This is a genomic window from Peribacillus sp. S4 (assembly GCF_046715815.1).
GTDB classification, from domain to species: Bacteria; Bacillota; Bacilli; order Bacillales; family DSM-1321; genus Peribacillus; species Peribacillus frigoritolerans.
Map to the genome: position 1 here is coordinate 5,378,970 of NZ_CP175708.1, position 24,447 is coordinate 5,403,416.

Sequence of the window (24,447 nt, forward strand, 5' to 3'; positions counted from 1 at the left end):
TTTTGCTATAAGAATATTCTTACAGCTTATCAGTCATTACTAAACATATACGGAAGTTGGTTTGCAAATCCCAGGTAGTCGAGGAAGAAATTACTTACAACTGAACCGATGGCAACGGTTAATAAAATATATAATACCCTGGCCTTGATGACCGAATTGGATCTTAACATTTTATCAAAATGTAATGCCTGTAAAGCCCACCAGGTAACTGCGATGAAAAACAAGTGTGCAATTATTCCTGTCAAAGCCTGCTGTCCCATTGCTGAAAACATGTACATACCTCCTAAAAGACACCCGAGTTCTATTCTAACACAAAACCCCATCATATTTGGAATTAAAAAGGAAGAATTGCAAAATATCTTTTTAAAACTGTAAATAGAGGCTTGATCCAATGGAACAAGCCTCTGATACAGGCATTATATCATTTACTCGAAATAAAGTCTGTAAAATCACCAAATTGATCATGAATAAAATCAAAGGCAATATTTGGCGCCACCCCGAAAAGTATGGTGCCTATTACGCATATGATCAATACGATGTGAAGACCCGGACGAATTTTAATGACCTTCTCTGAATGAATCGGTCGGAAAAAGACCTGCACCAATAATCCGAAATAATACACATAGGACACAATGGTACCTGCAATCATGATTCCCGCAAGGACGAAATGTCCAGGCTCCGTTATGAATGTCCCAAGAAAAATATTGAGTTTGCCAATGAAACCTGTCGTCCCGGGAATTCCAGCAAGCGACAGGATGAATACGGTGAATGCCATGGCAAGATACGGGGATTTCCTCCCCATTCCTGCAAGGATGCTGATATCTTCGGACCCACTTTGACTGGAGAGCAGCTGAATGACTGCAAATACACCGATATTCATTAATACATAAGCCATTAGGTAAAACCAGACAGTATCAAGCAGGAAATATCCCCCGCCCAATGTTGCCACCGCCACAAGCAGGTAACCCGCATGAGCGATGCTTGAATAGGCAAACATTCGTTTTAAATTTTGCTGCCTTAGCGCAACCACATTTCCAATGATGATCGTCAGCCCCGCCAATGAAGCTATATAAATATTATTTTTATCCAAAAAATCTAGCGCCCCGAACGTATCACCGGAAGCCGTTAGGAACAACGAAAGAAAAAGGCGCAGGATGATGACGAAACCCGCCATTTTCGAAATTACACTCAAGAAGGCTGCGACCGGTGTCGGTGCCCCTTCATAGACATCCGGCGCCCACATATGAAACGGTGCGGCAGCTATCTTGAAGGATACACCGACAAATACCATGAAGAAAGCGAGCCCCATGATATATTGCAGCTGCCCGTCCGTCATCGCAGCCATCGTACTGCTCATTTCGCCTAGATTGACGGAACCGGTCACTCCATATAAATAGCTCATCCCGAATAAGGTGATTGCTGTGGAAATGCCTCCGTTTATCACATACTTCATGGACGCTTCGTTGGACTTCCGATCATGCTTGCGCATTCCGACTAATATATAAGATGAAAGTGAAAGAAGTTCCAGTCCAACGAACAGCGTGATCAAATCACCGCTTGAGGACATGACCATCGCTCCAAGCAAAGCGGTCAGGAACAGATAATAAAATTCCCCCCGGTGCTCACGCAGACCCTCTCGCGGTTCATATCCTTCAGCCAGAAGGATGATCAGGGCCGCTCCGAATAATAGTAGCAGCTTAAAAGCTTTTGCAAATGAATCTAAACGAAACGTATCGGATAAGATACTGACTGTCTCAAAGGACAGCAGGCTAATCAGTGACAAACATGCCAAAATGATTCCGGTTAGCGCGAGCCATGCCAGTTTTCTCCGATTAAAGTGCTTCGGCCAGAATAAATCCAGTATCGAAAGAATCATGGTCGTTCCAAGAATGATGAATTCCGGCATCATCGCTCCCCAATCATAAGAAAGCATCGTGTTCCAATCCATCCTTCATCGCCCCCCTAGAGCAAGCATCATGGCTTCAATCGTTCCTTGAAGAGGCCCGCCTAACAAATTTGGGTATACCCCAACAGATATTATCAAACCGAGAAGAACCAGCGCCGGCAAAAACTCCCAGCCCCTTAGGTCCCATTTCTCTTTTTCTATCAAGCTATCATTTTTCCCGAAAGTCATAAGCATGACCGCCCTCAGTACATAAACAGCGGTTAATACCAGCCCGATCACCCCTATTGCCGCAAGCAACGGCTGACTCTTGAATAAGCCAAGAAATACCATGAATTCACTGATGAAACCGGACATGCCAGGCAATCCGAGTGAAGCCATCCCAGAAGCTAACATAAACCCTGAAAAAATCGGCATCGACTTGGCCAGCCCTCCAAGCTTAGGAAGCATCGTGGTTCCTGTACGCTCATACAACGCTCCAACCAAGAAAAACAACAAAGCAGCAATTAGCCCGTGTGAGATGACTTGAAAAATAGCTCCCTGAATGCCCGCTTCATTCAAGGCTCCCAGCCCCATCATGACGATACCCATATGCGAGATTGATGAGTAGGCTAAAACGAGCTTGAAATCCGTTTGTACCAATGCCAGAAAAGCACCATATAAAAAACTGAGGACCCCAAATAGGACTATGGTAAAGGCCAAGCTTTTATATTGTTCAGGAAATATCCCCATTCCAAACCGGATGATTCCGTACGCCCCAATTTTCAATAAGACACCGGCATGTATCATGACTATGGATGGAGGTGCTTCTGCATGGACCCGCACCATCCAGCTATGAAAGGGAAAGACCGGCAGCTTTATCGCAAATGCCACGAGAATTGCAAGACATAAACCATATTTCATCGAACCGGATATGGGTGCAAAAAGCGAAACGCCGCCCATTGTCATCATCTGTGTCAATGCTGTAATGTTGGTCGTACCTGTCCTGGCAAACAAAATCAAAATGGCCACCAATAAAACAGCCGAACCAATGCCATTATAGATCAGAAAACTATAAGAAGCTTTCTCCCTCTCCAGAAAGCCCCATCTGCCAATCAAAAAGAAAGCAGGAATCAAAGTCATTTCGAAAAAGATGAAAAAAAGGATCAAATTTTCTGCCGTGAAGACACCGAGCATTCCAATCTCCAGGATCAAAAATAATAAATAATACCCTTTCCATTCTTTTTTTATATAAATGGATGCGATTGCGGCCAGTGATGAAATGATTGTTGTCAGTAATATGAAGATGAGACTTAAGCCATCCAGCCCCAACTCAAAATCAACCGTGAATAGCTTGGGATCATACATCTCCAAATTTCCAAACCTGATCCAATTCAGCTTAATGTCAAATATGGATAGGGCCACACCCGAATAATATTGGCTGCAAAGAAAGAATGATAGGAAAAGGGGAGGCAGTGTTCCGAAAAAACCAAATTGTTTAATCGTCCTTTCCTCTTTTTTCGGCATGAGGGCAACCATCACGATGCCCAGCAGCGGTGAAAACACTAAAAGCGAGAGCAAATAGACATTCATCTTAGATACCCCCCAGTTACTGCAAAAATCACCAACAGTACCGCAAGTCCCAGAAAGGCTATCATGCCATATTGCTGTACCTGTCCCGTTTGCAGTTTAGACCCTATTTTCCCCAATCCTTCTATTGAACTTGTTACAGTGGAAACAAGGCCACCGATAATGAATTTTTCAATATAAGATAGGAATATACTAAAGCCTTTGATTGCATAGCCTGCAGTAAAATGATAAATCTCATCAATGTAATACTTATTTTCCAAAATCCTATATACCTCAGAGTTTTCTTTGACAAGCCATTCCCGAGATAACTTCTTTTTAACGTATATCATATAAGCAAGGTAAATCCCGGCCAGCGACACAAGCACGGCCATCAACATTATCCAAACGGGCCCCTCACTATGGCTGGCGCCTAAAAGAGCTTCATTTCCCTCCACAAGCCATTCCCCAAGAAAAGCTCCAAACCACGGTGTTTGGATATACCCACCGATTACAGCAAGCAAAGCCAATGCGAGCATGGGAATTAACATGATGAAAGGTGATTCCTTGACCTGTTCTGCCTGACTGCGTGAATCGCCTGCAAACATCATGAAAAACAGCCGGAACATATAAAACGCAGTTAAAAAGGAGGTAACTACCGCTAGACCAAACAATATATAACTACCATTCTCCCAAGCTGCCATTAGAATTTCATCTTTACTGAAAAAGCCTGAGAGCAACGGAAACCCCGATATCGCCAACGTGCCAGTCAAGAACAGCGGACCGGTCCAATTCAACTTACGCCATAAGCCGCCCATTTTTTCCATATCCTGTGTATGTATAGCATGAATAACACTGCCTGCTGCCAAAAACAGCAAAGCTTTAAAAAAGGCATGGGTCATTAAATGAAACACCCCGGCCACATATCCCGAAGTACCCAAAGCAAGCATCATAAAACCAAGCTGAGAGATGGTCGAATAGGCCAATACACGCTTAACATCCTTTTGCACTATGGCAATGCTTGCGGCAAGTATGGCTGTAATCCCACCTGTTATGGCCACTACCTGCATCGCAGCAGAACTAGCCATGAATAACGGAAACATGGCCGCCACCAGGTATACCCCTGCAGCAACCATGGTTGCTGCGTGTATCAATGCGGAAACCGGAGTCGGGCCTTCCATTGCGTCCGGAAGCCATGTATGAAGTGGAAATTGTCCAGACTTCCCAACCGCACCGATAAAAATCAAAATAGCAATTAATGTTAGTTTTTCACTTGATATCATGCCCGACTGAACGGCTTGAAAGATCTCTCCATATTCAAAGCTGCCTGTTTCCCAGAATAGAAGAATGATGCCGATTAATAGCCCTACATCCCCAATCCTGGTCATGATGAATGCCTTCTTCGCCGCAGCCTTAGCTTCCAGTTTATAAAAGTAAAAACCAATGAGCAGGAAAGACCCCACCCCGACCAATTCCCAGAAGATATAAAGTTGTAATAAATTGGGGGCCATGACTAGTCCAAGCATGGCAAAGGTGAAGAAGCCCAGATAAGCATAAAAAATGGAGAATCGCACTTCACCCTTCATATACCCCTTCGAATATATCTGGACAAGCAGGCTGACAAGGGAAACGACCACAAGCATCAAGGCATTGAGCTGATTGATTTCGAATCCAGCTGAAAGTTGCGTCCCTCCAAAGGAAAGCCAATCTATCGATATATTATAAGTAGGTTCTTTAAATCGCTCGATCAGGACAAGCAACGATAAAACGAACGAAGCCACTGTACATATTATTCCTATAAAAGCGCCTCGCTCCCGCAACCGCCCGCCTGATAGAAGCAGAACCAGAAACGTGACGAGTGGAAAGATCGGTATGAGCCATGCGTGCTCCATCATCGTATCAAATCCCCTTCTTCAATTATATAAACCTTCAATTCTTCATCATTTCCATTTCATCGACATTGACCGTCTTACGATTGCGATAAAGGGACATTAGTATGGCCAGCCCTACAGCTGCCTCCGCTGCAGCAATCGTAATCGTGAATAAGGAAAAAACTTGACCCGTAATGGATGGCGTTACCCCGAATTTACTGAAGGCCACTAAATTGATATTTGCAGCGTTCAGCATCAGCTCGATTGAAATCAAAACAATGACCGCATTTCTTTTCGTCAAGGCACCATACAGCCCTATACAAAATAAAACGAGAGCCAATACAAGATAAGCCGACAAAGGAACTCCCGTCATGATCGATCTCCCTCCTCATCATCTTTTTTAGCCAATACGATGGCACCGACTAAAGCAACAAGCAGGAGTACCGACATCACTTCAAATGGAATTACATATTTTGAAAAAAGTTCGATTCCTATTTGCTTTGTATTTTCCTCATGCAACGCCGTTGGCTGTACAGGTATATCCAGATTATAAATCCCCAGATACACCGCTACGGCAAATCCGGCAATCGCTGCCAGCAAGGAGAAATTCCCCCAGCCCCCTTTAGCCGGTGCATCATTTTCCTGGTGTTTTGTCAGCATAATCCCGAATAGCATCACGATCGTAATTGCCCCTGAATAAATAAGGATTTGGACAATGGCGACAAACTCTGCCGAGAGCAACATATAAATGCCTGCAATGCCCAAGAAAGTAAAAACAAGTGCGATAACCATGTGCACCACTTTTGTTAAGGTAATCAGCAACACCCCGCCTACTATCGCGACAAATGCCAAACCAATAAAGGCAATTAATTCACCCGACAAACTCATACTTTATTCACCTTCCGGATATTTTCATCATTTTCATCCAGCCACTCCAGGTTTTTAAATAGATGATCACGGCTATACTCGGCAAGCTCGAATTGATTCGTCATCACGATCGCTTCTGTAGGGCAGACCTCCGTACATAAATCACATAAAATGCAAATCTCGAAATTGATGTCATACGTCTCGATGATTTTCCCTTTTTTCGACGGGTCCGGATGTTTCTTACCAGTTAATTGAATACAATCCGTTGGACAAATCGTCACGCATTGATTGCATACGATACACTTTTCAGGATAGAATTTTTGGATTCCGCGAAATCGGTCAGGGAGCGGAAGCGGCTCATTCGGGTAGTCATAGGTCACTTTTTTCCTCGTCAAGTTCTTTAATGTATAGGTTAAACCTTTTGCTAAACCAAGCATATAAATCCCTCGCTTTCCGACCAGCTTAAGTTTCTAAAAAAGGTTAAGCAATTCTTTTATTAGTGCCGTCAAAAATATATTTGCCAATGCAACCGGAAGCAGCACTTTCCATCCGAATTCCATCAATTGATCAGCCCTTATCCGAGGAAAGGTTACACGGATCCAGACCAAGATATAGAATACGGCACTGAACTTCAGACCGAACCAGATGGCCGCCGGAATAAAATCCAAAAACGGAATAGAATTCCATCCCCCTAAAAATAATACAGTGGTTAGCGTTGCCATTGCAAACATATACACATATTCGGATAACATAAAGAAGGCCCAGCGAAATCCAGAGTATTCAACATGATAGCCTGCTACAAGTTCGGATTCCGCTTCCGGAAGGTCAAAAGGAACCCTGTTCAACTCGGCAACCGATGCAATGAAAAACACGATGAACGCAACCGGCTGAAGAAAAATGAACCAAACCTTTTCCTGGGCTGCGACTATATCATTCAAGTTTAAACTGCCTGTTATGAGGACGATGCCCACTAGCGACATCACCAAAGGGATCTCATAAGATATCATTTGCGCGGCTGCCCTCATTCCGCCAATCAAAGAATACTTATTATTGGATGCCCAACCTGCAGTGACGATGCCGATGGTCGATATGCCGGAAATCGCCATATAATAAAGCAGTCCGACACCTATATCAGCAAATTGGAAGGCATCGGTGAACGGCAAGGTGGCAAGGACCATGAAAGCGGGAGCAAAAGCAATTACCGGAGCTAAAATATATAACGGCTTATCAGCTTTCTTGGGTATCGTATCTTCCTTGATCAGAAGTTTCAAAACATCAGCAACGGTCTGTAAAAGACCCCATTTCCCTCCAATTTGGTTTGGGCCGACACGCATCTGCATGAATCCCATGATTTTACGCTCTGAAAGGATTCCATAGGTTACAAACCCTAATACGACAAACAGGAGCAGGACTGCCAAACCGAAAAAAATGCCAAAATTCAGCAGGCTTGGAGCGGAGTGGAGAAGATCCTTGATCATTTATCCATCCACCTCCCCTAACACGATATCGATTGCACCTAAAATCGTTATCAAGTTCGCCATATTTTCTCCCTCCAATAATTTCGGAAGAATTTGCAGATTATAAAACGAAGGTCTGCGGAATTTCAAGCGGTATGGCTCCTTTTTCCCTTCACTCGCGATATAACAGCCTATTTCCCCTCTTGGTGATTCAATTCGGACAAATGCCTCACCCTTAGGAACCTTTATTATTTTAGGGACCTTAGCAAGGACCGGCCCTTCTGGAAATTGCTCAACCGCCTGCTCGATGATTTTCAGTGACTCTTCGATTTCTTCCATTCTACAATGATAGCGTGAAAAGGCATCACCCTCTTCCCTTGTAGGAACATCGAATGTGAACCTGTCATAAATGGAATATGGTTCATTTTTTCGTAAATCCCACTTCACACCTGTACACCTTAAGTTGGCACCGCTAAGCGAATACTGCAAGGCTTCTTCCTTCGAATAGATGCCCACCCCTTTAACCCGATTAACAAAGATTTCATTCCCTGTCACAAGCTCATGGTAACCGGCAAGCTGCTCCCTCATATAAGGGACAAACTCGGCAACCTTCGCAATCCAGTCTTCAGGAGCATCCCATTTCACACCTCCGACACGCATATAATTGAATGTTAGGCGTGCCCCTGACAATTCAGTCAATAAATTAACGATCATTTCACGTTCGCGGAATGCATAAAGGAAAGGACTCGTTGCACCTATATCCAGCAAGTATGTACCCCACCAGACGAGGTGGCTTGCAACTCTGCCCAATTCCATTGCGATGACCCGCAAATATTCTGCCCTTTCAGGGATCTCAACCCCCATCATTGTCTCAACAGCATGGCAAAGTACATAATTATTTGTCATTGCCGCCAGATAATCGAGCCGGTCAGTATATGGGATTATTTGAGTATATTGCAGATTTTCCGCTAGTTTTTCCGTACCGCGATGCAGATACCCGATGACAGGTGTAGCCTCTTTGATAATCTCACCGTCAATCTTGATGACAAGCCGAAAAACACCATGTGTACTCGGATGCTGCGGCCCGACATTGAGAAGCATTTCTTCCGTCCTTAACATAGGGCTTATACCTCCACATCATATGGCTCATAATCTTTTCTAAGGGGATACCCTTTCCAATCTTCCCCAAGTAAAATCCGCTTTAAATCAGGGTGTTCATAAAAGTTAATGCCCAATAAATCATACGCCTCACATTCTGGCCAATTTGCACCTGACCATAATGGGACCAATGATGGGATAACGGGAGTATCCCTATCAAGCTTCACCTTCAAGGCAACTGATTGGTTCATTTTGAATGAGTGTAAATGTACATAGATTTCCATATGGGATTCAAAATCCGTACCATGAAGTTCCGATAAATACGAAAAGTCAAGCTGTTCATCATACCGCAGAAATTTGGCTATTGAGAAATATGTATCCGGATTAGACACTAAAGTGGGTACATCTTTTGATAGTCTATTAATATAGCTCTCTAATAATGCCCCTTGTCCTACATGGCTTTCAATAGCAGAAACAATTTGATCGAGTTTCGACTGATTTGGGGAAATTTCGCTAGGGGTGTCAGCTTCCTCGCTTTCCTGTACAGCTGTCCTGTTCTTCGCAGCAGCAGCCGCTTTCGCTTTGGCAGCGGCTGCTGCCTTCGCCTTGGCCGCTGCCGCAGCCTTTTGCTTCACTGCATCGATTTCGCCTTCCGGCTTTTCTCCCGCTTCTTCTTTCGCCTGTTTCCGGGCCAATGCCGCTGCCGCCGCCTTTTGCTTCGCTGCATCGATTTCGCCTTCCGGCTTTTCTCCCGCTTCTTCTTTCGCCTGTTTCCGGGCCAATGCCGCTGCCTTCGCCTTGGCCGCTGCCGCCGCCTTTTGCTTTGCTATATCCATTTCACCTTCCGGCTTTTCTGCCGCTTCTTCTTCTTTCGCCTGTTTTTTGGCCAGCGCGGCTGCTTTCGCCTTGGCCGCTGCCGCCGCCTTTTGCTTTGCTATATCCATTTCACCTTCCGGCTTTTCTGCCGCTTCTTCTTCTTTCGCCTGTTTTTTGGCCAGCGCGGCTGCCTTTGCCTTGGCCGCTGCCGCCGCCTTTTGTTTCGCTATATCCATTTCACCTTCCGGCTTTTCTGCCGCTTCTTTCGTCTGTTTTTTGGCCAGCGCGGCTGCCTTTGCCTTGGCCGCTGCCGCCGCCTTTTGCTTCGCTATATCCATTTCACCTTCCGGCTTTTCTGCCGCTTCTTTCGCCTGTTTTTTGGCCAGCGCGGCTGCTTTCGCCTTGGCCGCTGCCGCCGCCTTCTGCTTCGCTATATCCATTTCGACTTCCGGCTTTTCTGCCGCTTCTTCTTTCGCCTGTTTTCGGGCCAATGCTACAGCCTTCGCCCTGGCCGCGGCCTCTGCCTTTTGTTTCGCTAAGTCTTCCTTTTCACTCATCTATATCACCCGCTTTCCGGTTTTCGCCTCATAACGGATTTTTTCTTTTAATTTATTGATTCCGTAAATAAGTGCAGCTGGGTTTGGGGGACAACCCGGTATATATACATCGACAGGTACAATTTGATCTACCCCTTTGACCACCGAGTAAGAGTGAACATAAGGCCCGCCAGCAGTTGCACAGGAGCCCATTGCAATAACCCATTTCGGTTCTGGCATTTGTTCGTATAATCTACTTATTATTGGAGCCATTTTTTTCGTTACCGTTCCTGAAACAATCATGACATCCGATTGTCTGGGGGATGTCCGAAAAAAAGAACCAAATCGGTCCAAATCATAATGAGAGGAGCCGACACCCATCATTTCAATTGCACAACATGCCAAACCGAAAGTCATTGGCCAGAGTGAGTTACTTCTAGCCCAGCCTTTTATTTGTTCAAGTGTGGATAAGAAAATACTGTGGCGCATTTCTTCCATTTCTTTAGGGGTAAGTTCATCCAACTTCAATTCCACTTTAACACCTTCTTTTTCCAAGCATAGATTAGCCCTAGCATAAGGATCACGACAAAAAACAGCATTTCAATCAATGCAAACAGTCCGAGTTCATCATAGGCAACCGCCCATGGGTAAAGAAAAACCGTTTCTACATCAAATATGACGAACATCAATCCAAATAGATAATACCTGACATTGAATTGAACCCTTGAATCCTGAAAAGGTTCGATTCCGCTTTCATAAGTCGTATACTTCATATCTGTCGGTTTATAAGGCCTTAGCAGTCTACCAAGAAATAAAGCGATCACAGGTAATAAAATTCCGAGACAAAGGAAAACAAATACAATTAGATAATTATTTTGGTAAATATGCAGCTGTCCCATGTTCATCTCCCTTTATGGATATATCATGTTAAATGGCTACAATTTAAGTTTGCTTGTCTTCATTTTGGATACGTTATAAATATTATGCAGGGTAACATACTTTTAGAAGCAACGTGAAAGGAGGGGTATGAAGCAAAAAATGTAAGCGTATACATTATAACATTAGGATAAAAGCATGTCGACGAGTTAAGGTTTAAAATGGAAAATACTTTACTCTATAATTCGACATTTTACTCCTAATTCTGATATTCCATGTCAATAATCTTCAAAAACCATCTGGATAAAAAAACACCTGATCTTACCACGAATGGTTTGATCAGGTGTTTTCATCAATTAAAGTTATCGCATTTCTGCAATTTGGATTCGGTTGATTGCACGTTTAAGCGCTAAATCAGCTCTTTTGGCATCATTTGATCCATCATTGTTCTGCAATCTTTGTTCAGCACGGGCTTTTGCTGCTTGAGCACGTGCAAGATCGATAGTTTCAGCTCTTTCAGCAGATTGAGCTAAAATGGTTACCACATCAGGGCGAACTTCTAAGAAGCCACCATTTACAGCTACATAGTCTGTGTTGCTTCCATTTTTAAGACGGACAGCACCAATGGTAAGCGGGGCTACAGTTGGAACGTGTCCAGCCATGATTCCCAGCTCACCGCTTTTAGCTTTAGTGCTTACCATTTCAACTTCTGCATCATATACTGGGCCATCGGGAGTAACAACATTGACTTTAATGGTCTTCATTTCATTCCCTCCTAGGTCCCTTTAATTAAGCCATTTCTTTTGCTTTAGCAACAACTTCTTCGATGCGGCCAACTAGACGGAAAGCATCTTCTGGAAGTTCGTCATATTTTCCAGCTAGGATATCTTTGAATCCTTGGACTGTTTCTTTAACTGGTACATAAGATCCCTTTTGACCAGTGAATTGTTCAGCCACGTGGAAGTTTTGTGACAAGAAGTTTTGAATTCTACGAGCACGTTGAACGATTACTTTTTCGTCTTCGCTTAATTCGTCCATACCTAAGATGGCAATAATATCTTGAAGTTCTTTATATTTCTGTAAAGTCGATTGCACTTGACGAGCCACTTTATAGTGCTCAGCCCCAACGATTTCTGGGCTAAGGGCACGAGAAGAAGACGCCAATGGATCAACCGCAGGGTAGATACCCATTTCAGAAAGTTTACGCTCAAGGTTAGTTGTTGCATCCAAGTGAGCGAAAGTTGTAGCTGGAGCCGGATCCGTATAGTCATCGGCAGGTACATAGATCGCTTGAATGGATGTAACTGAACCTTTATTTGTTGAAGTGATACGTTCTTGCAATTGGCCCATTTCAGTAGCAAGAGTTGGTTGGTAACCAACCGCTGAAGGCATACGTCCTAGTAGGGCGGAAACCTCAGAACCTGCTTGTGTGAAACGGAAAATGTTATCGATGAAGAATAGAACGTCTTGTCCTTGTTCGTCACGGAAATATTCAGCCATTGTCAAACCGCTAAGAGCTACACGCATACGTGCACCTGGCGGCTCGTTCATTTGTCCGAATACCATTGCCGTTTTCTTGATAACACCGGAATCAGTCATCTCGTAGAAAAGGTCATTACCTTCACGAGTACGCTCACCTACACCAGCGAATACCGAGATACCGCCGTGCTCTTGTGCGATGTTATTGATAAGTTCTTGGATAAGTACAGTTTTACCAACACCGGCTCCACCGAAGAGACCGATTTTACCACCTTTGATGTAAGGAGCAAGTAAATCTACTACTTTAATACCAGTTTCAAGGATTTCAACTGTTGTTGATAAGTCCTCAAAAGTTGGTGCTTGTCTGTGAATTGGATCACGGCGCACCTCTGCTGTAAGTGGTTCGAATAGGTCAATGTTTTCCCCTAATACGTTGAAAACGCGGCCTAGTGTTACTTCACCTACAGGAACGGAAATTGGAGCTCCTGTATCAACAGTCTCTGCACCACGGGTTAAACCATCAGTGGAAGACATTGCTACAGTACGAACTGTATTATCACCTAGTTGAAGGGCTACTTCAAGAGTTAGTCCTGTACCAGACGCTGTATTTTCGATTCTTAACGCGTTATAGATCTTAGGAAGTTGTCCGTCTTCGAATTTCACGTCAACAACCGGACCCATAACTTGAGTAACGCGTCCTATATTCATCGTTTTCCCTCCTAACGTTGCTTATAACGACAATCTAGTTTATGGAACGGCCAAGCATCGTCCGGTCCGACCGTCCCTTTAATAATTTTTATTCTAAAGCTGCTGCACCGCCGACAATTTCCGTTATTTCTTGAGTAATTGCGGCCTGACGTGCACGGTTATATTGCAATGAAAGTGAATCAATCAATTCTTTAGCATTATCGGTCGCATTTTTCATTGCAGTCATACGTGCAGAGTGCTCACTTGCTTTACCATCTAGCAAAGCACCATAAATTAAACTTTCTGCGTACTGAGGCAGTAATACCTCAAGGATTTCTTCTGCATTCGGTTCAAATTCATAAGAAGTCATTGCTGCATTGGAAGTATTAAAGTCAGCTAACGGAAGGACTTGCGTTTCCGTTACATCCTGCTGGATTGGGCTGACATAATGGTTATAGTACATGTAAAGCTCATCACACAGTTCATTTAGATACAAATTCACTGTTGATTTTGCAAGGGAGCTAATGTCAGCGAAAGAAGGCTGATCAGGAACTCCAGTTACTTCAAGCTCTACGTGCATGTTACGGCTGACAAAGAAATCACGGCCAACCCTTCCGATTGCGATAATGACGAACTCATCATTGGATTTATGGCGTTCAAGAATGGTTTTATGAACGTGGCGAAGGATACTACTATTGTATGCTCCTGCCAATCCGCGGTCCGATGTGATTACCAGGTAACCGGTTTTCTTAACTGGACGCGAGACAAGCATTGGATGAGATGCACCCGTACTTCCGTTCGCAATACTTGATACTACTTCTTGAATTTTATCCATATATGGAACATATGCTTTAGCATTAGCTTCAGCACGGTTCATTTTAGAAGCAGATACCATCTGCATCGCTTTTGTAATTTGACTCGTCTTTTTCGTTGAAGTAATCCGAGACTTAATATCGCGTAAAGAGGCCATTCATTCTCACCACCCTTTATAAATTAGTTAGACCTTATTATTCAGAAATAACGAAGTTCTTTTTGAACTCGTTAATTGCAGCAACGATAGCAGCATCTTCAGGAAGACCTTTCGTTGTGCGAATGTGATCTAATAATTCCGGATGAGAACGATCTAGGAATACATAGTATTCTTCTTCAAAACGAAGGATATCCGATACTGGAATATCATCTAAATGACCTTTAGTCAATGCATAGAAAATCATGACTTGTTTTTCAACTTTGATCGGTTTGTTTAGATCTTGTTTTAGAACTTCAACTGTACGAGCACCACGGTTAAGTTTTGCTTGAGTTGCAGCATCAAGATCAGAACCGAATTGAGAGAATGCTTCCAATTCACGATAAGAAGCTAAGTCTAGACGTAAAGTACCAGCAACTTTCTTCATCGCTTTAATTTGTGCAGATCCACCAACACGGGATACGGATAGACCAGCGTTAATCGCAGGACGTACACCCGAGAAGAACAAATCGGATTGCAAGAAGATTTGTCCATCAGTGATGGAAATTACGTTTGTTGGAATGTAAGCAGAGATGTCGCCTGCTTGTGTTTCAACAAATGGAAGCGCAGTGATTGAACCGGCACCTAAAGTGTCATTCAATTTAGCTGCACGCTCAAGTAAACGGGAGTGCAAGTAGAATACATCCCCTGGGAATGCTTCACGACCTGGAGGACGGCGAAGTAGCAAGGAAAGTTCACGGTATGCAGATGCTTGTTTAGAAAGATCATCATAAACCACAAGAACGTGCTTGCCAGCGAACATGAACTCTTCACCCATAGTCACACCAGCATATGGTGCTAGGTATAAAAGTGGTGCTGGTTGAGAAGCTGATGCAGATACAACGATTGTGTAATCCAATGCACCATTTTTACGCAGTGTTTCAACAGTTCCACGAACAGTTGATTCTTTTTGACCGATAGCCACATAGATACAGATCATATCTTGGTCAGCTTGGTTAAGGATTGTATCGATCGCAACTGATGTTTTACCAGTTTGACGGTCACCGATGATTAACTCACGTTGTCCACGTCCGATAGGTACTAGCGCATCGATTGCTTTAATTCCTGTTTGTAATGGTTCATGAACAGATTTACGGTCCATAACACCTGTAGCAGGGCTTTCGATTGGACGAGTTTTTGTTGTAGCGATTGGACCAAGACCATCTAATGGTTGTCCTAACGGATTCACGACACGCCCGATTAATTCTTCTCCAACTGGTACTTCCATGATACGGCCAGTACGGCGTACTTCACTGCCTTCTTGAATGTCTCTGAATGGTCCAAGAATAACAACACCTACGTTATTTTGCTCAAGGTTTTGTGCCAATCCCATTGAACCATTAGAAAATTCTAAGAGCTCCCCAGCCATTGCATTGTCTAAACCATGAACGCGAGCGATACCATCACCAACAGTGATTACTGTACCTACATCGCTTACTTTAATTTCCGACTGATAGTTTTCAATCTGCTTTTTAATCAGCGCACTGATTTCTTCAGCTTTGATGCTCATGAATTTCACCCCTATCTGTGAATATTAACCTAATAGTTGTTTGCTAAGGCGATCAAGCTTCCCACGTATCGTTCCGTCATAAATACGGTTACCGATTTGAAGTTTGATACCGCCAAGAATATTGCTATCCGTAACATTAGTGATACGCAAATTACGTTTGCCGATCTTTGCAGCAAAAGCTGAAGACACAGCCTCCGCTTCAGCTTCAGTTAATGGATTTACTGTATAAACAGTCGCATCCGCAACTGAATTTTCTTCATTCGCAAGTTCAATGAACTCTTGTGCCATAGGAATCACTTCATCTGTACGATGACGCTCCACCATTAACATTACAGTGTTTCGAACGGAAGACGAAAGACTTGCAAATGCATTTGCAAGCATTGTATTTTTTGCATCTCTAGTCATTTTAGGATGAGCCAAGAAGCTTAATAGATCTTTATCATTTGTGAAAACTTCATTCACTATGCGAAGCTCTTCTTCAAGTTGGTTAATGAGATTTTGCTCTTTCGCAATTTGGAAAAGAGCTACAGCATAACGTCCTGCTACAGTTATATCGCTCATTTACCTTCTCCTGCCTCTTGAATATATTCATTGATTAGTTTTTCTTGATCAGCTGATGAAAGTTCTTTCTCAATCACCTTAGAGGCGATCATGACAGATAATGAAGCTACTTGCTCGCGTAAGGCGGCAACTGCTTTTTCTCTCTCTTGAACGATTTCACGTTTTGCTGATTCTTTAACACGTTCAGCCTCTGCACGCGCTTGATTAATAATATCTTCGCGTTGTGCTTCGCCTTGCTGCTTAGCATTCTCTATAAGTTGTCCCGCTTCAGTGCGAGATTGTTTTACGATTTCACGCTGTTCTTCTAAATATTTCAGTGCTTCTTTTCGGCTAACTTCAGCTGCTTCAATTTCATTCGCAACATGCTCTTCACGTTCTTTCATGATGCCCATTAGCGGACCCCATGCAAACTTCTTAAGCAACGCTAACAAAATAATAAAGATTACAAGCTGGTATATGATATCTCCACCATTAAAGTGGACTTGACCAAGAACAAAATTGCTTGTTAACACGCTCGGTTCACTCCCTTCATGAGATTCACTATTGAAGTTCTGTATTTTCGATTGACAGTATCACTGCCATAAATGTTCACTTTAACACAGAGCAATGGCGAAGGGTCTCCTTGGATCATCTTCGCCATTATTGAACTTTTTCAAGTTATCTTATTTACCCATTACAATAAACGCGATAACTACAGCGATGATTGGAAGTGCCTCAACTAATGCAATACCAACGAACATTGTAGTTTGAAGCATACCGCGAGCTTCTGGCTGACGAGCCATTCCTTCAATTGTACGCCCAACGATAAGACCGTTACCAATACCCGCACCTAGTGCACCTAATCCAACTGCGATAGCAGCAGCTATAAGACCTAAAGAACCTGTCATGATAAATTTCCTCCTTGAAATGTTGTTTTATTTTTTCATCAATATAATGTTCTAAATGAACAATATTTATAATTAATGGTCGTCACTTACTTTATGGGAAAGATAAACCATCGTTAACATAGTAAAGATAAAAGCTTGAATGGACCCGACAAAGATACTAAACCCTTCCCAAGCTAACATCGGTAATGCAGCAGTGGCTGCACCCACAACACCACTTGTTCCTAGTCCAGCAAGTAAAGTTAATAGTAACTCACCCGCATAAATATTCCCGTAAAGCCGCAATCCTAGAGTTAACGTATTAGCGAACTCCTCAATAATCTTTAACGGAAACAAGAAACCCATTGGCTGAACATAAGTTTTGGCATAATTTTTCATGCCTCTCATCTTGATACCATAATAATGAGTTAAACCCATTACCATAACTGCCAAAGTTAAAGTTATTGCCGGATCAGATGTAGGTGATTTCCACCAAAGTTCATGTCCTATTACAATCGAGAACGGCAACCCTAACATGTTTGAAACAAATACGTACAATATTAACGTCATTCCCAACATTAGGAACTGACCACCCGTACGCCAATCCATATTGCTGTTGATGATATTTTTCACAAAATCCATAACCCATTCGATAAAGTTTTGGATACCTGTTGGCTTCATCGCAAGTTTTCGAGTTGCTGCTACAGCAATAATGAAGACAATGAGACTTGCGATGGTCATCATAAGAACATTAGCCAAGTTGAAATGTATTCCGGTATTCATAAATTCCCACATAGGAGCTTCATGATTCAACAGTATTCACCTCTCTTCTTTACTACCTACGTATGTTTTGCATAAAATAATCTATCATAATGACAAAGTAAACTGTCATTAATCCCACAACCACGCAGACAACCTGAAATTCACCAGGATATCTCAATGCAATAATTGCAGCTAAACCCGCTACAGACATTCTAGTTAAACTACCAAGGGAGCGCGTTTTCTTTCCTTCGGCAACCTCTTGGGCGAACTTCTTGTTCTTTTTGACCATTGACCAGAATATAAATAGGCTGAAGGCAGTTCCAAGCAATAATCCTTGGAAGACTGAATCATGGGAAGTGAAAACCACCCCAAGTAGATAAATACCCATTAAATACAACATGTATTTTAGCTGCCTATTGAACATCTTTTCCAATTCTAGCATTTTGTCATGTAATCTCCCTAGAAATATTGTAGTATCTTGTTTAGCTTAGGAGAATTTGCCCGTAACAAGTCCAAATAGAAGGTCAAAAACTTACTTCTATTTGACACGTTATTAACGTATGAAACCCCTCTCATTTTACATCCTTAGTTAGCATACAATAGGCTAGAATCATTGTCAATGAGTGGTTAGTGAAATTTGTCACAGGTTTGTAATTATTAACGAATTGTTCACAAATTATCTTTTTTCTTCTATTGACATCCGTTTTATTTTACTTATTAGCCTCTGTTCACTCAATAAGTAACGTCTTTTCTATCCGATCTTCCCTTCCGCCCCTTCTTGCAAAGATTATCGCTTTATAAACTCCTTCAGGAGGCAAGTCCTTTTTCAATACATCTTTTTTGATCAAACCGGAGGGAGCCGATCTGGACCAATCCAAATATCCAGCGAATTTCAAGCTATCTTCCTCATAAAGGGCAATACCGAATTCTTCAGCCCCGCGCGGAAGATACATTTCGTATCGATATGTGCCTTCCTGGTCCCCTTGACCAAAATCAAATCCCATTATCCTTGGATAATCAGGCTCTTCTTTTACATATAAATAAGGAAGGGATATTCTTTTGGTTCCTTCCATTATAATGAGGTATCCATCAAAGACTCCCTTTTTAAGCTTGGCTGGGTTGACCTGCAATCCGACTTTTATCCGTTTCTTTTCCTTCGGTTTCAAAGTAAGGGATTTCGGCAATTCCCAAGTGAGTCCCGTCTCTTTTAATGGGACCATGAATGAGTACTTCCTCATTTCCGTACCGGTATTTTCTATGACTATCGTTTCATGATGCTCTTCAATTCCTTCTTTTTTTGTATACATCCCAAAAGACAATGAGCTTGGGTTCAAGAGCGTGTCCGCTTTTAACGCTTCGTCGACCTGGATGCGCCCAGCCCCCTGTTCATATGTGTGATACAATTGATTTGCTGTTTTCCTCAATGGCTTGGAAGTGCTCATCAATGCAGATTTGACTTGATCAGGAGTCCACTCCGGGTGTTTTTGCAGGATTAAGGCGCATGCTCCTGCAACATGCGGTGCGGACATACTTGTTCCATCCAGGGACATATATCCTTTAGGAATGGTGCTTTCAATTTCCACTCCCGGTGCCAATACGTCAGGCTTTATTCCCCATGATACGGTTACCGGTCCCCTGGAACTGAAATCCGCGAGCCTATCCTGCTCGTTCTTATAAACAAATTGAACGGTTTTGCTCTGCCCTTGCTCCATGATTTGCTTGAGCTGCAATCCATCTCTTCTATTAATAGAAGAAGCCGGGATGTTCATTTCTTTTTCCAAGCTTCCAGTAAAGGTCCCACTCGTATTATTAAAAACAATTACCCCCTTCGCACCCGCCTTTTCTGCATTGGATACTTTCTGCTGGAAGGTAAGTGTGCCACGTTCCAACAACACAATCTTATCCCGAACATTCTTTAGGTCCTTTTTATTACCCAGTCCCCCATATATGACATCCTCGGAAAACGTCAGGTTCCATTTTTTAGAGCCTTGAAACAAGGTTAAATGCGATTGATGCTTTTTTGATCCAAGTCCGTAAATCATATACGGCACCCTTAAGGGCGGAGTCGAAGCCCCAACGGAAATCGCTTTTTCCGCTGTACCGGGTGAACCGACGGTCCATACAGCCGGACCGGAATTCCCGTTTGATGTCACGGCAACAATGCCGCTTTCCACAGCTTTATTCAACGCAAGGGAGATAGGTAAATCAGGACCATTGACGTTATTACCTAGAGAGAGGTTCAATACATCCACCTTATCCTTCATGGCTGACTCAATGGCCGTCAACACTTGATCTGTATCTCCAGAACCGCCTGGCCCCAATGCTCGATATGCGTAAATCTCCGCTTCAGGTGCGACGCCTTTCATTTTTCCATTGGCTGCAATGATGCCCGCCACATGAGTGCCATGCAATGTATCCAGGTCGCCTTGATTTTTGGTTTCCATCGGATCTGCATCACCATCAACCAGATCCTTACCTCCTTTATAAGCTCGTTGCAAATCTGGATGTGTATAATCGATGCCAGTATCGATTATCCCTACCTTTATCCCTTTCCCGGTGATCCGGTGATTCTCCTTATCAAAGAAACCCCTGACCCTGTCTCCTCCTATGTATGGGACACTTTTATCCAACACGGCTTGATAAACGGATACTTCCGTTACTGCCCGAATTCCACCCTCCTTTTTAAGTTGTTCTATTTCATTCATTTTCCCATGAAGGGAAAATCCATCCAGGGCAACCGAATAAACATTCCGTAATTGAAGAGATGGATATTTTTCAAGCAGTTTTTCGATCTTTTTTCGATTAAACGCCTTATCCATCGTGACAACAACCGTTACTTCCTTAGATTCAGATAGTTTTGGTAAAGGCGGCAGAATGACTTTTGCAAAGCCCTTTTCATATTGATAAATAAATATAAAAAGGAAAACAAACACTATGAACGTTTTCTTTCCCAACATAATCATCCCCTTAGCAGTTATCTTTTCTCAACAACCTTGGAGTATGCAAATAAAAAAAGGAAAAGCGCATGGCTTTTCCTCTTTTATGGTTCAAATCTAGTTGGCGGCATATTCACTTGCTTAAAATAGTAACGGATGGCTTCAGCTATGCGTACCGAAGCATTTCCGTCCCCATATGGATTTGAAGCTTTGGACATTTTTTCGTGCACCTCTTGATCGGTGAGCAATTCATGTGCCAAATCATATATGGTTTGTTCATCAGTACCAGCCAACCTTAAGGTTCCAGCCGTAATCCCCTCAGGACGTTCGGTCGTATCCCTTAAAACCAGGACGGGTACACCAAGTGACGGTGCCTCTTCCTGGATTCCTCCAGAATCAGTCAAAATCAGAAAGGCTCTAGAAGCGAAGTTATGGAAATCCAATACATCCAGCGGTTCGATCAAGTGAACCCGCGGATCGTCCCCGAGAACTTCGTTTGCCAATTCTTGAACAAGCGGATTTAAATGGACAGGATATACCACTTGAACATCATCATGCTCAACAATGATTCTCTTAACGGCCCTGAAGATATTCCTCATGGGTTCCCCTAGATTTTCCCTGCGATGGGCGGTAAGCAAAATGAGCCTGTCTTCTCCAAGTCCATTTAAAACCGGATGGGAATATGTCGACCTTACAGTCGTTTTTAAAGCATCCGTTGCCGTATTTCCCGTCACGAAGATATTATCCTTCTTGTTCTCGTTCAGCAGATTCTCCTCGGCTTTCGAAGTCGGCGCAAAATGCAAATCCGCCATCGTACCCGTAAGCTGTCGATTCATCTCTTCCGGATAGGGGGAATATTTATTCCATGTGCGCAGCCCCGCTTCTACATGCCCAATGACAATTTGATTATAAAAAGCAGCCAGACTGGCAACAAACGTTGTGGTTGTATCACCATGAACGAGAACAATATCTGGTTTAGCTTCCTTCATTACGGAATCAAGACCATTCAATGCTCTTGTTGTAATGTCAGCAAGCGTTTGCCTTTCCTTCATTATGTCCAAGTCATAGTCCGGCTGTATGGAAAATAGTTCGAGAACTTGATCTAACATTTGGCGATGCTGAGCCGTGACAGCAACGATCGGCTTGAAATATTCTGGGTGTTTTTGAAATTCGAGTACTAAGGGAGCCATTTTGACAGCTTCTGGTCTCGTCCCGAAAATGGTCATGACTTTAATCGGTTTGTTCATTCGTGACACCTCAGTTTCTTTCCTTATTTTGTGCCGAATAAACGATCTCCTGCGTCTCCAAGACCCGGAACGATATAACCATGTTCATTCAGTTTTTCATCAAGACCCGCAATATAGATATCAACATCAGGATGAGCTTCTTTTAAAGCTTCCACACCCTCTGGAGCTGCAATCAAACACATGAATTTAATATTGACTGCACCGCGTTTTTTAATGGAATGGATCGCTTCGATGGCTGATCCGCCAGTGGCTAGCATCGGGTCAACGACAATGCATTCCCTTTCTGCCAAGTCACTTGGCATCTTCGCATAATATTCAACCGGTTTCAATGTTTCAGGATCACGGTAAAGTCCAACATGTCCGACCTTTGCAGCAGGAATCAGCTTAATGATTCCGTCCACCATCCCTATGCCCGCACGTAAAATCGGGACGATTCCCACTTTTTTACCAGAAAGCATTTTCACTTTCGCTGTGCTTACAGGCGTTTGGATTTCCACTTCTTCCAGCGGCATATCTCTCGTGATTTCAAATGCCATCAATGATGCAACTTCATCCACTAGTTCACGGAATTCTTTTGTTCCTGTATTTATATCACGTATATAGGCTAATTTGTGTTGAATTAACGGGTGATCGAAAACATAAACTTTTCCCATTTGGCATCTCTCCAATTCCATTGCTTAGTTTTGCGCTTTTTTATGATTTCCCTAATCGAATAGAAAAATTTTCGTGTCTTTTAAATTTCACTTCAACCTATTTTACAGAAAAATGTTTCAATCTTCAATAAAGGTTTAGTTGTCAGACCTATTTTCACTATTCGGATTCTTCTAACACACCGACTTCCATAAATGAAAAAACCGCTCCCTTTAAAGGGAGCGGCCCGATATTACAATGAAGGATATAATTCAAATTTGTTCGCTAATGATTCAACACGCTGTTTTGCTTCTTCAAGCTTAGCTGCGTCTTCATTATTTTTCAAAACAAGTCCGATGATAGCAGCTATTTCATCCATGTCTTCCAATCCGAAGCCACGTGATGTCACTGCCGCAGTCCCAATACGTATACCGCTGGTAACGAATGGTTTTTCCGGGTCATAAGGAATCGCATTTTTGTTCACGGTAATACCGATTTCATCCAAAACATGCTCTGCGATTTTTCCCGTTAACCCTGTAGAGCGTACATCAAGAAGAATCAAGTGATTGTCCGTTCCATCAGAAACAAGAGTGAACCCTTCTTTCTTCAAACCTTCACCCAAACGTTTAGCATTGTCGATGATTTGTTGAGCATATACTTTAAAATCATCTTGAAGCGCTTCGCCGAATGCAACAGCCTTAGCTGATATAACATGCATCAAAGGACCGCCTTGAATTCCAGGGAAGATGGATTTATCGATCTTCTTACCGAATTCTTCTTTACAGATGATCATCCCGCCGCGTGGTCCGCGAAGTGTTTTATGAGTAGTTGTCGTAACAAAGTCAGCATAAGGAATTGGACTTTGATGTAATCCAGCCGCAACTAAACCTGCAATATGCGCCATGTCGACCATTAAATATGCCCCGACTTCATCCGCAATTTCACGGAATCGCTTGAAGTCGATTTCCCGTGGATATGCACTTGCACCCGCTACGATCAATTTAGGTTTGTGTTGACGCGCTTTTTCCAATACATCATTGTAATCGATACGGTGATCTTTTTCGTCTACACCATATTCAACAAAGTTGTAGTTAACACCACTGAAGTTTACTGGACTTCCATGTGTTAAGTGACCGCCATGCGAAAGGTTCATCCCAAGCACTGTGTCGCCAGTTTGAAGCACTGTAAAGTAAACGGCCATATTGGCTTGAGCTCCAGAGTGAGGCTGTACGTTCACATACTCGCCTCCGAAAATTTCTTTCGCACGCTCACGTGCTAGATCTTCAACGATGTCTACATACTCACATCCGCCATAGTAACGTTTTCCAGGGTATCCTTCTGCATACTTATTAGTCAAGACCGATCCTTGCGCTTCCATGACAGCTTCACTCACGAAGTTTTCAGAAGCAATAAGCTCAATTTTACTTCTTTGACGCCCTAATTCCAGTTGAATTGCGTTAAACACTTGCTCATCTTGCTTTGCTAAACGATTCATTCCGTAATTCCTCCTTAAATTGTGCGTGATTCGCTTTTTAGTATTTATGTGCAACATGCCTTCAAAAAGCATGAAAAAGCCATATCAATAGTTATTAGAAAATTCTACTCCATTTTAACATGTCTAATTTAGAAGTGATAGTCTAATTTTATCGAACATTAAATGTTTTTTCATTTAAAAATGTTCGTATTTAACATCAGAATTATGATAAATAGCTCTTTCACCTTATATTACAAGAGCGAAATCACCATTCTATTAGCACTATAAAGGAAAGTTTTTTCTTTTGATCCTTTACCTTGAGC

25 protein-coding genes are annotated in these 24,447 nt (G+C 42.8%); all 25 read right to left on the minus strand.

Annotation, left to right across the window (positions count from 1 at the left end):
- Positions 1 to 29: 29 nt before the first annotated feature.
- The 25 genes from ACJ9PY_RS25830 to glyA all read right to left on the minus strand — a co-directional run bounded on the left by ACJ9PY_RS25830 (position 30) and on the right by glyA (position 24,145).
- Positions 30 to 272 (minus strand): DUF1146 family protein, encoded by a 243-nt coding sequence (locus ACJ9PY_RS25830; RefSeq protein WP_034315776.1) that lies wholly within the window; start codon positions 270 to 272, stop codon positions 30 to 32.
- Between the two features lie 149 nt (positions 273 to 421).
- The gene (gene nuoN, locus ACJ9PY_RS25835; RefSeq protein WP_411739281.1) at positions 422 to 1,948 is read right to left on the minus strand and encodes an NADH-quinone oxidoreductase subunit NuoN; all 1,527 of its coding nucleotides are present in this window, start codon (positions 1,946 to 1,948) and stop codon (positions 422 to 424) included.
- Positions 1,949 to 1,951: 3 nt separating this feature from the next.
- A complete protein-coding gene (locus ACJ9PY_RS25840) occupies positions 1,952 to 3,475 on the minus strand; it encodes an NADH-quinone oxidoreductase subunit M (protein WP_411739282.1) in 1,524 nt (507 codons plus the stop codon).
- On the minus strand, positions 3,472 to 5,343 hold the full coding sequence (nuoL, locus tag ACJ9PY_RS25845; protein WP_063574653.1) for an NADH-quinone oxidoreductase subunit L: 1,872 nt from the start codon (positions 5,341 to 5,343) through the stop codon (positions 3,472 to 3,474). The genes ACJ9PY_RS25840 and nuoL overlap by 4 nt, the downstream gene beginning before the upstream one ends.
- 34 nt (positions 5,344 to 5,377) lie before the next feature.
- Positions 5,378 to 5,692, minus strand: coding sequence for an NADH-quinone oxidoreductase subunit NuoK (gene nuoK, locus ACJ9PY_RS25850; RefSeq protein ID WP_034315785.1), 315 nt, complete (start codon positions 5,690 to 5,692; stop codon positions 5,378 to 5,380).
- Positions 5,689 to 6,207 carry an NADH-quinone oxidoreductase subunit J gene (locus ACJ9PY_RS25855; RefSeq protein ID WP_411739283.1) on the minus strand — a complete coding sequence of 173 codons (519 nt, stop codon included), beginning with the start codon at positions 6,205 to 6,207 and terminating at the stop codon, positions 5,689 to 5,691. Before ACJ9PY_RS25855 ends, nuoK begins: the two co-directional genes overlap by 4 nt.
- Complete coding sequence (gene nuoI / locus ACJ9PY_RS25860) at positions 6,204 to 6,623, minus strand: NADH-quinone oxidoreductase subunit NuoI (protein WP_034315789.1); 420 nt, start codon at positions 6,621 to 6,623, stop codon at positions 6,204 to 6,206. The genes ACJ9PY_RS25855 and nuoI overlap by 4 nt, the downstream gene beginning before the upstream one ends.
- Positions 6,624 to 6,656: 33 nt before the next feature.
- A complete protein-coding gene (nuoH, locus tag ACJ9PY_RS25865; protein ID WP_048685830.1) occupies positions 6,657 to 7,664 on the minus strand; it encodes an NADH-quinone oxidoreductase subunit NuoH in 1,008 nt (335 codons plus the stop codon).
- Positions 7,665 to 8,762 (minus strand): NADH-quinone oxidoreductase subunit D, encoded by a 1,098-nt coding sequence (locus tag ACJ9PY_RS25870; RefSeq protein ID WP_034315793.1) that lies wholly within the window; start codon positions 8,760 to 8,762, stop codon positions 7,665 to 7,667.
- Positions 8,763 to 8,767: 5 nt separating this feature from the next.
- Positions 8,768 to 10,114, minus strand: coding sequence for an NADH-quinone oxidoreductase subunit C (locus ACJ9PY_RS25875; RefSeq protein WP_411739284.1), 1,347 nt, complete (start codon positions 10,112 to 10,114; stop codon positions 8,768 to 8,770).
- Positions 10,115 to 10,591, minus strand: coding sequence for a NuoB/complex I 20 kDa subunit family protein (locus ACJ9PY_RS25880; protein WP_170946902.1), 477 nt, complete (start codon positions 10,589 to 10,591; stop codon positions 10,115 to 10,117). It abuts the gene before it with no gap.
- Positions 10,592 to 10,617: 26 nt separating this feature from the next.
- Positions 10,618 to 10,992 (minus strand): NADH-quinone oxidoreductase subunit A, encoded by a 375-nt coding sequence (locus tag ACJ9PY_RS25885; protein WP_057278185.1) that lies wholly within the window; start codon positions 10,990 to 10,992, stop codon positions 10,618 to 10,620.
- Between the two features lie 339 nt (positions 10,993 to 11,331).
- Positions 11,332 to 11,733, minus strand: a complete 402-nt coding sequence (locus ACJ9PY_RS25890) for a F0F1 ATP synthase subunit epsilon (RefSeq protein WP_034315803.1) — start codon at positions 11,731 to 11,733, stop codon at positions 11,332 to 11,334.
- A 25-nt stretch (positions 11,734 to 11,758) separates the two neighbouring features.
- Complete coding sequence (atpD, locus tag ACJ9PY_RS25895) at positions 11,759 to 13,156, minus strand: F0F1 ATP synthase subunit beta (RefSeq protein WP_034315806.1); 1,398 nt, start codon at positions 13,154 to 13,156, stop codon at positions 11,759 to 11,761.
- 88 nt (positions 13,157 to 13,244) lie between these two features.
- Entirely contained in the window at positions 13,245 to 14,105 is an 861-nt protein-coding gene (locus tag ACJ9PY_RS25900; RefSeq protein ID WP_034315808.1) for a F0F1 ATP synthase subunit gamma, read from the minus strand.
- A 37-nt stretch (positions 14,106 to 14,142) separates the two neighbouring features.
- Complete coding sequence (gene atpA, locus ACJ9PY_RS25905; protein ID WP_034315812.1) at positions 14,143 to 15,651, minus strand: F0F1 ATP synthase subunit alpha; 1,509 nt, start codon at positions 15,649 to 15,651, stop codon at positions 14,143 to 14,145.
- 24 nt (positions 15,652 to 15,675) lie between these two features.
- Positions 15,676 to 16,212: a F0F1 ATP synthase subunit delta gene (locus ACJ9PY_RS25910; RefSeq protein ID WP_034315814.1), complete on the minus strand. Its 537-nt coding sequence runs from the start codon at positions 16,210 to 16,212 to the stop codon at positions 15,676 to 15,678.
- On the minus strand, positions 16,209 to 16,724 hold the full coding sequence (gene atpF, locus ACJ9PY_RS25915) for a F0F1 ATP synthase subunit B (RefSeq protein WP_034315815.1): 516 nt from the start codon (positions 16,722 to 16,724) through the stop codon (positions 16,209 to 16,211). The genes ACJ9PY_RS25910 and atpF overlap by 4 nt, the downstream gene beginning before the upstream one ends.
- A 150-nt stretch (positions 16,725 to 16,874) precedes the next feature.
- The gene (gene atpE, locus ACJ9PY_RS25920) at positions 16,875 to 17,099 is read right to left on the minus strand and encodes a F0F1 ATP synthase subunit C (protein ID WP_034315818.1); all 225 of its coding nucleotides are present in this window, start codon (positions 17,097 to 17,099) and stop codon (positions 16,875 to 16,877) included.
- 72 nt (positions 17,100 to 17,171) lie between these two features.
- Positions 17,172 to 17,888: a F0F1 ATP synthase subunit A gene (gene atpB, locus ACJ9PY_RS25925; RefSeq protein WP_034315819.1), complete on the minus strand. Its 717-nt coding sequence runs from the start codon at positions 17,886 to 17,888 to the stop codon at positions 17,172 to 17,174.
- Positions 17,889 to 17,910: 22 nt separating this feature from the next.
- Positions 17,911 to 18,279, minus strand: a complete 369-nt coding sequence (locus ACJ9PY_RS25930) for an ATP synthase subunit I (RefSeq protein WP_034315821.1) — start codon at positions 18,277 to 18,279, stop codon at positions 17,911 to 17,913.
- 286 nt (positions 18,280 to 18,565) lie between these two features.
- Positions 18,566 to 20,794 carry a S8 family serine peptidase gene (locus ACJ9PY_RS25935; RefSeq protein WP_411739285.1) on the minus strand — a complete coding sequence of 743 codons (2,229 nt, stop codon included), beginning with the start codon at positions 20,792 to 20,794 and terminating at the stop codon, positions 18,566 to 18,568.
- Positions 20,795 to 20,877: 83 nt separating this feature from the next.
- On the minus strand, positions 20,878 to 22,020 hold the full coding sequence (wecB, locus tag ACJ9PY_RS25940) for a non-hydrolyzing UDP-N-acetylglucosamine 2-epimerase (protein ID WP_063574650.1): 1,143 nt from the start codon (positions 22,018 to 22,020) through the stop codon (positions 20,878 to 20,880).
- 23 nt (positions 22,021 to 22,043) lie between these two features.
- Entirely contained in the window at positions 22,044 to 22,673 is a 630-nt protein-coding gene (upp, locus tag ACJ9PY_RS25945; RefSeq protein WP_034315825.1) for a uracil phosphoribosyltransferase, read from the minus strand.
- Between the two features lie 230 nt (positions 22,674 to 22,903).
- Positions 22,904 to 24,145, minus strand: coding sequence for a serine hydroxymethyltransferase (glyA, locus tag ACJ9PY_RS25950; RefSeq protein ID WP_053536892.1), 1,242 nt, complete (start codon positions 24,143 to 24,145; stop codon positions 22,904 to 22,906).
- Positions 24,146 to 24,447: the final 302 nt, after the last annotated feature.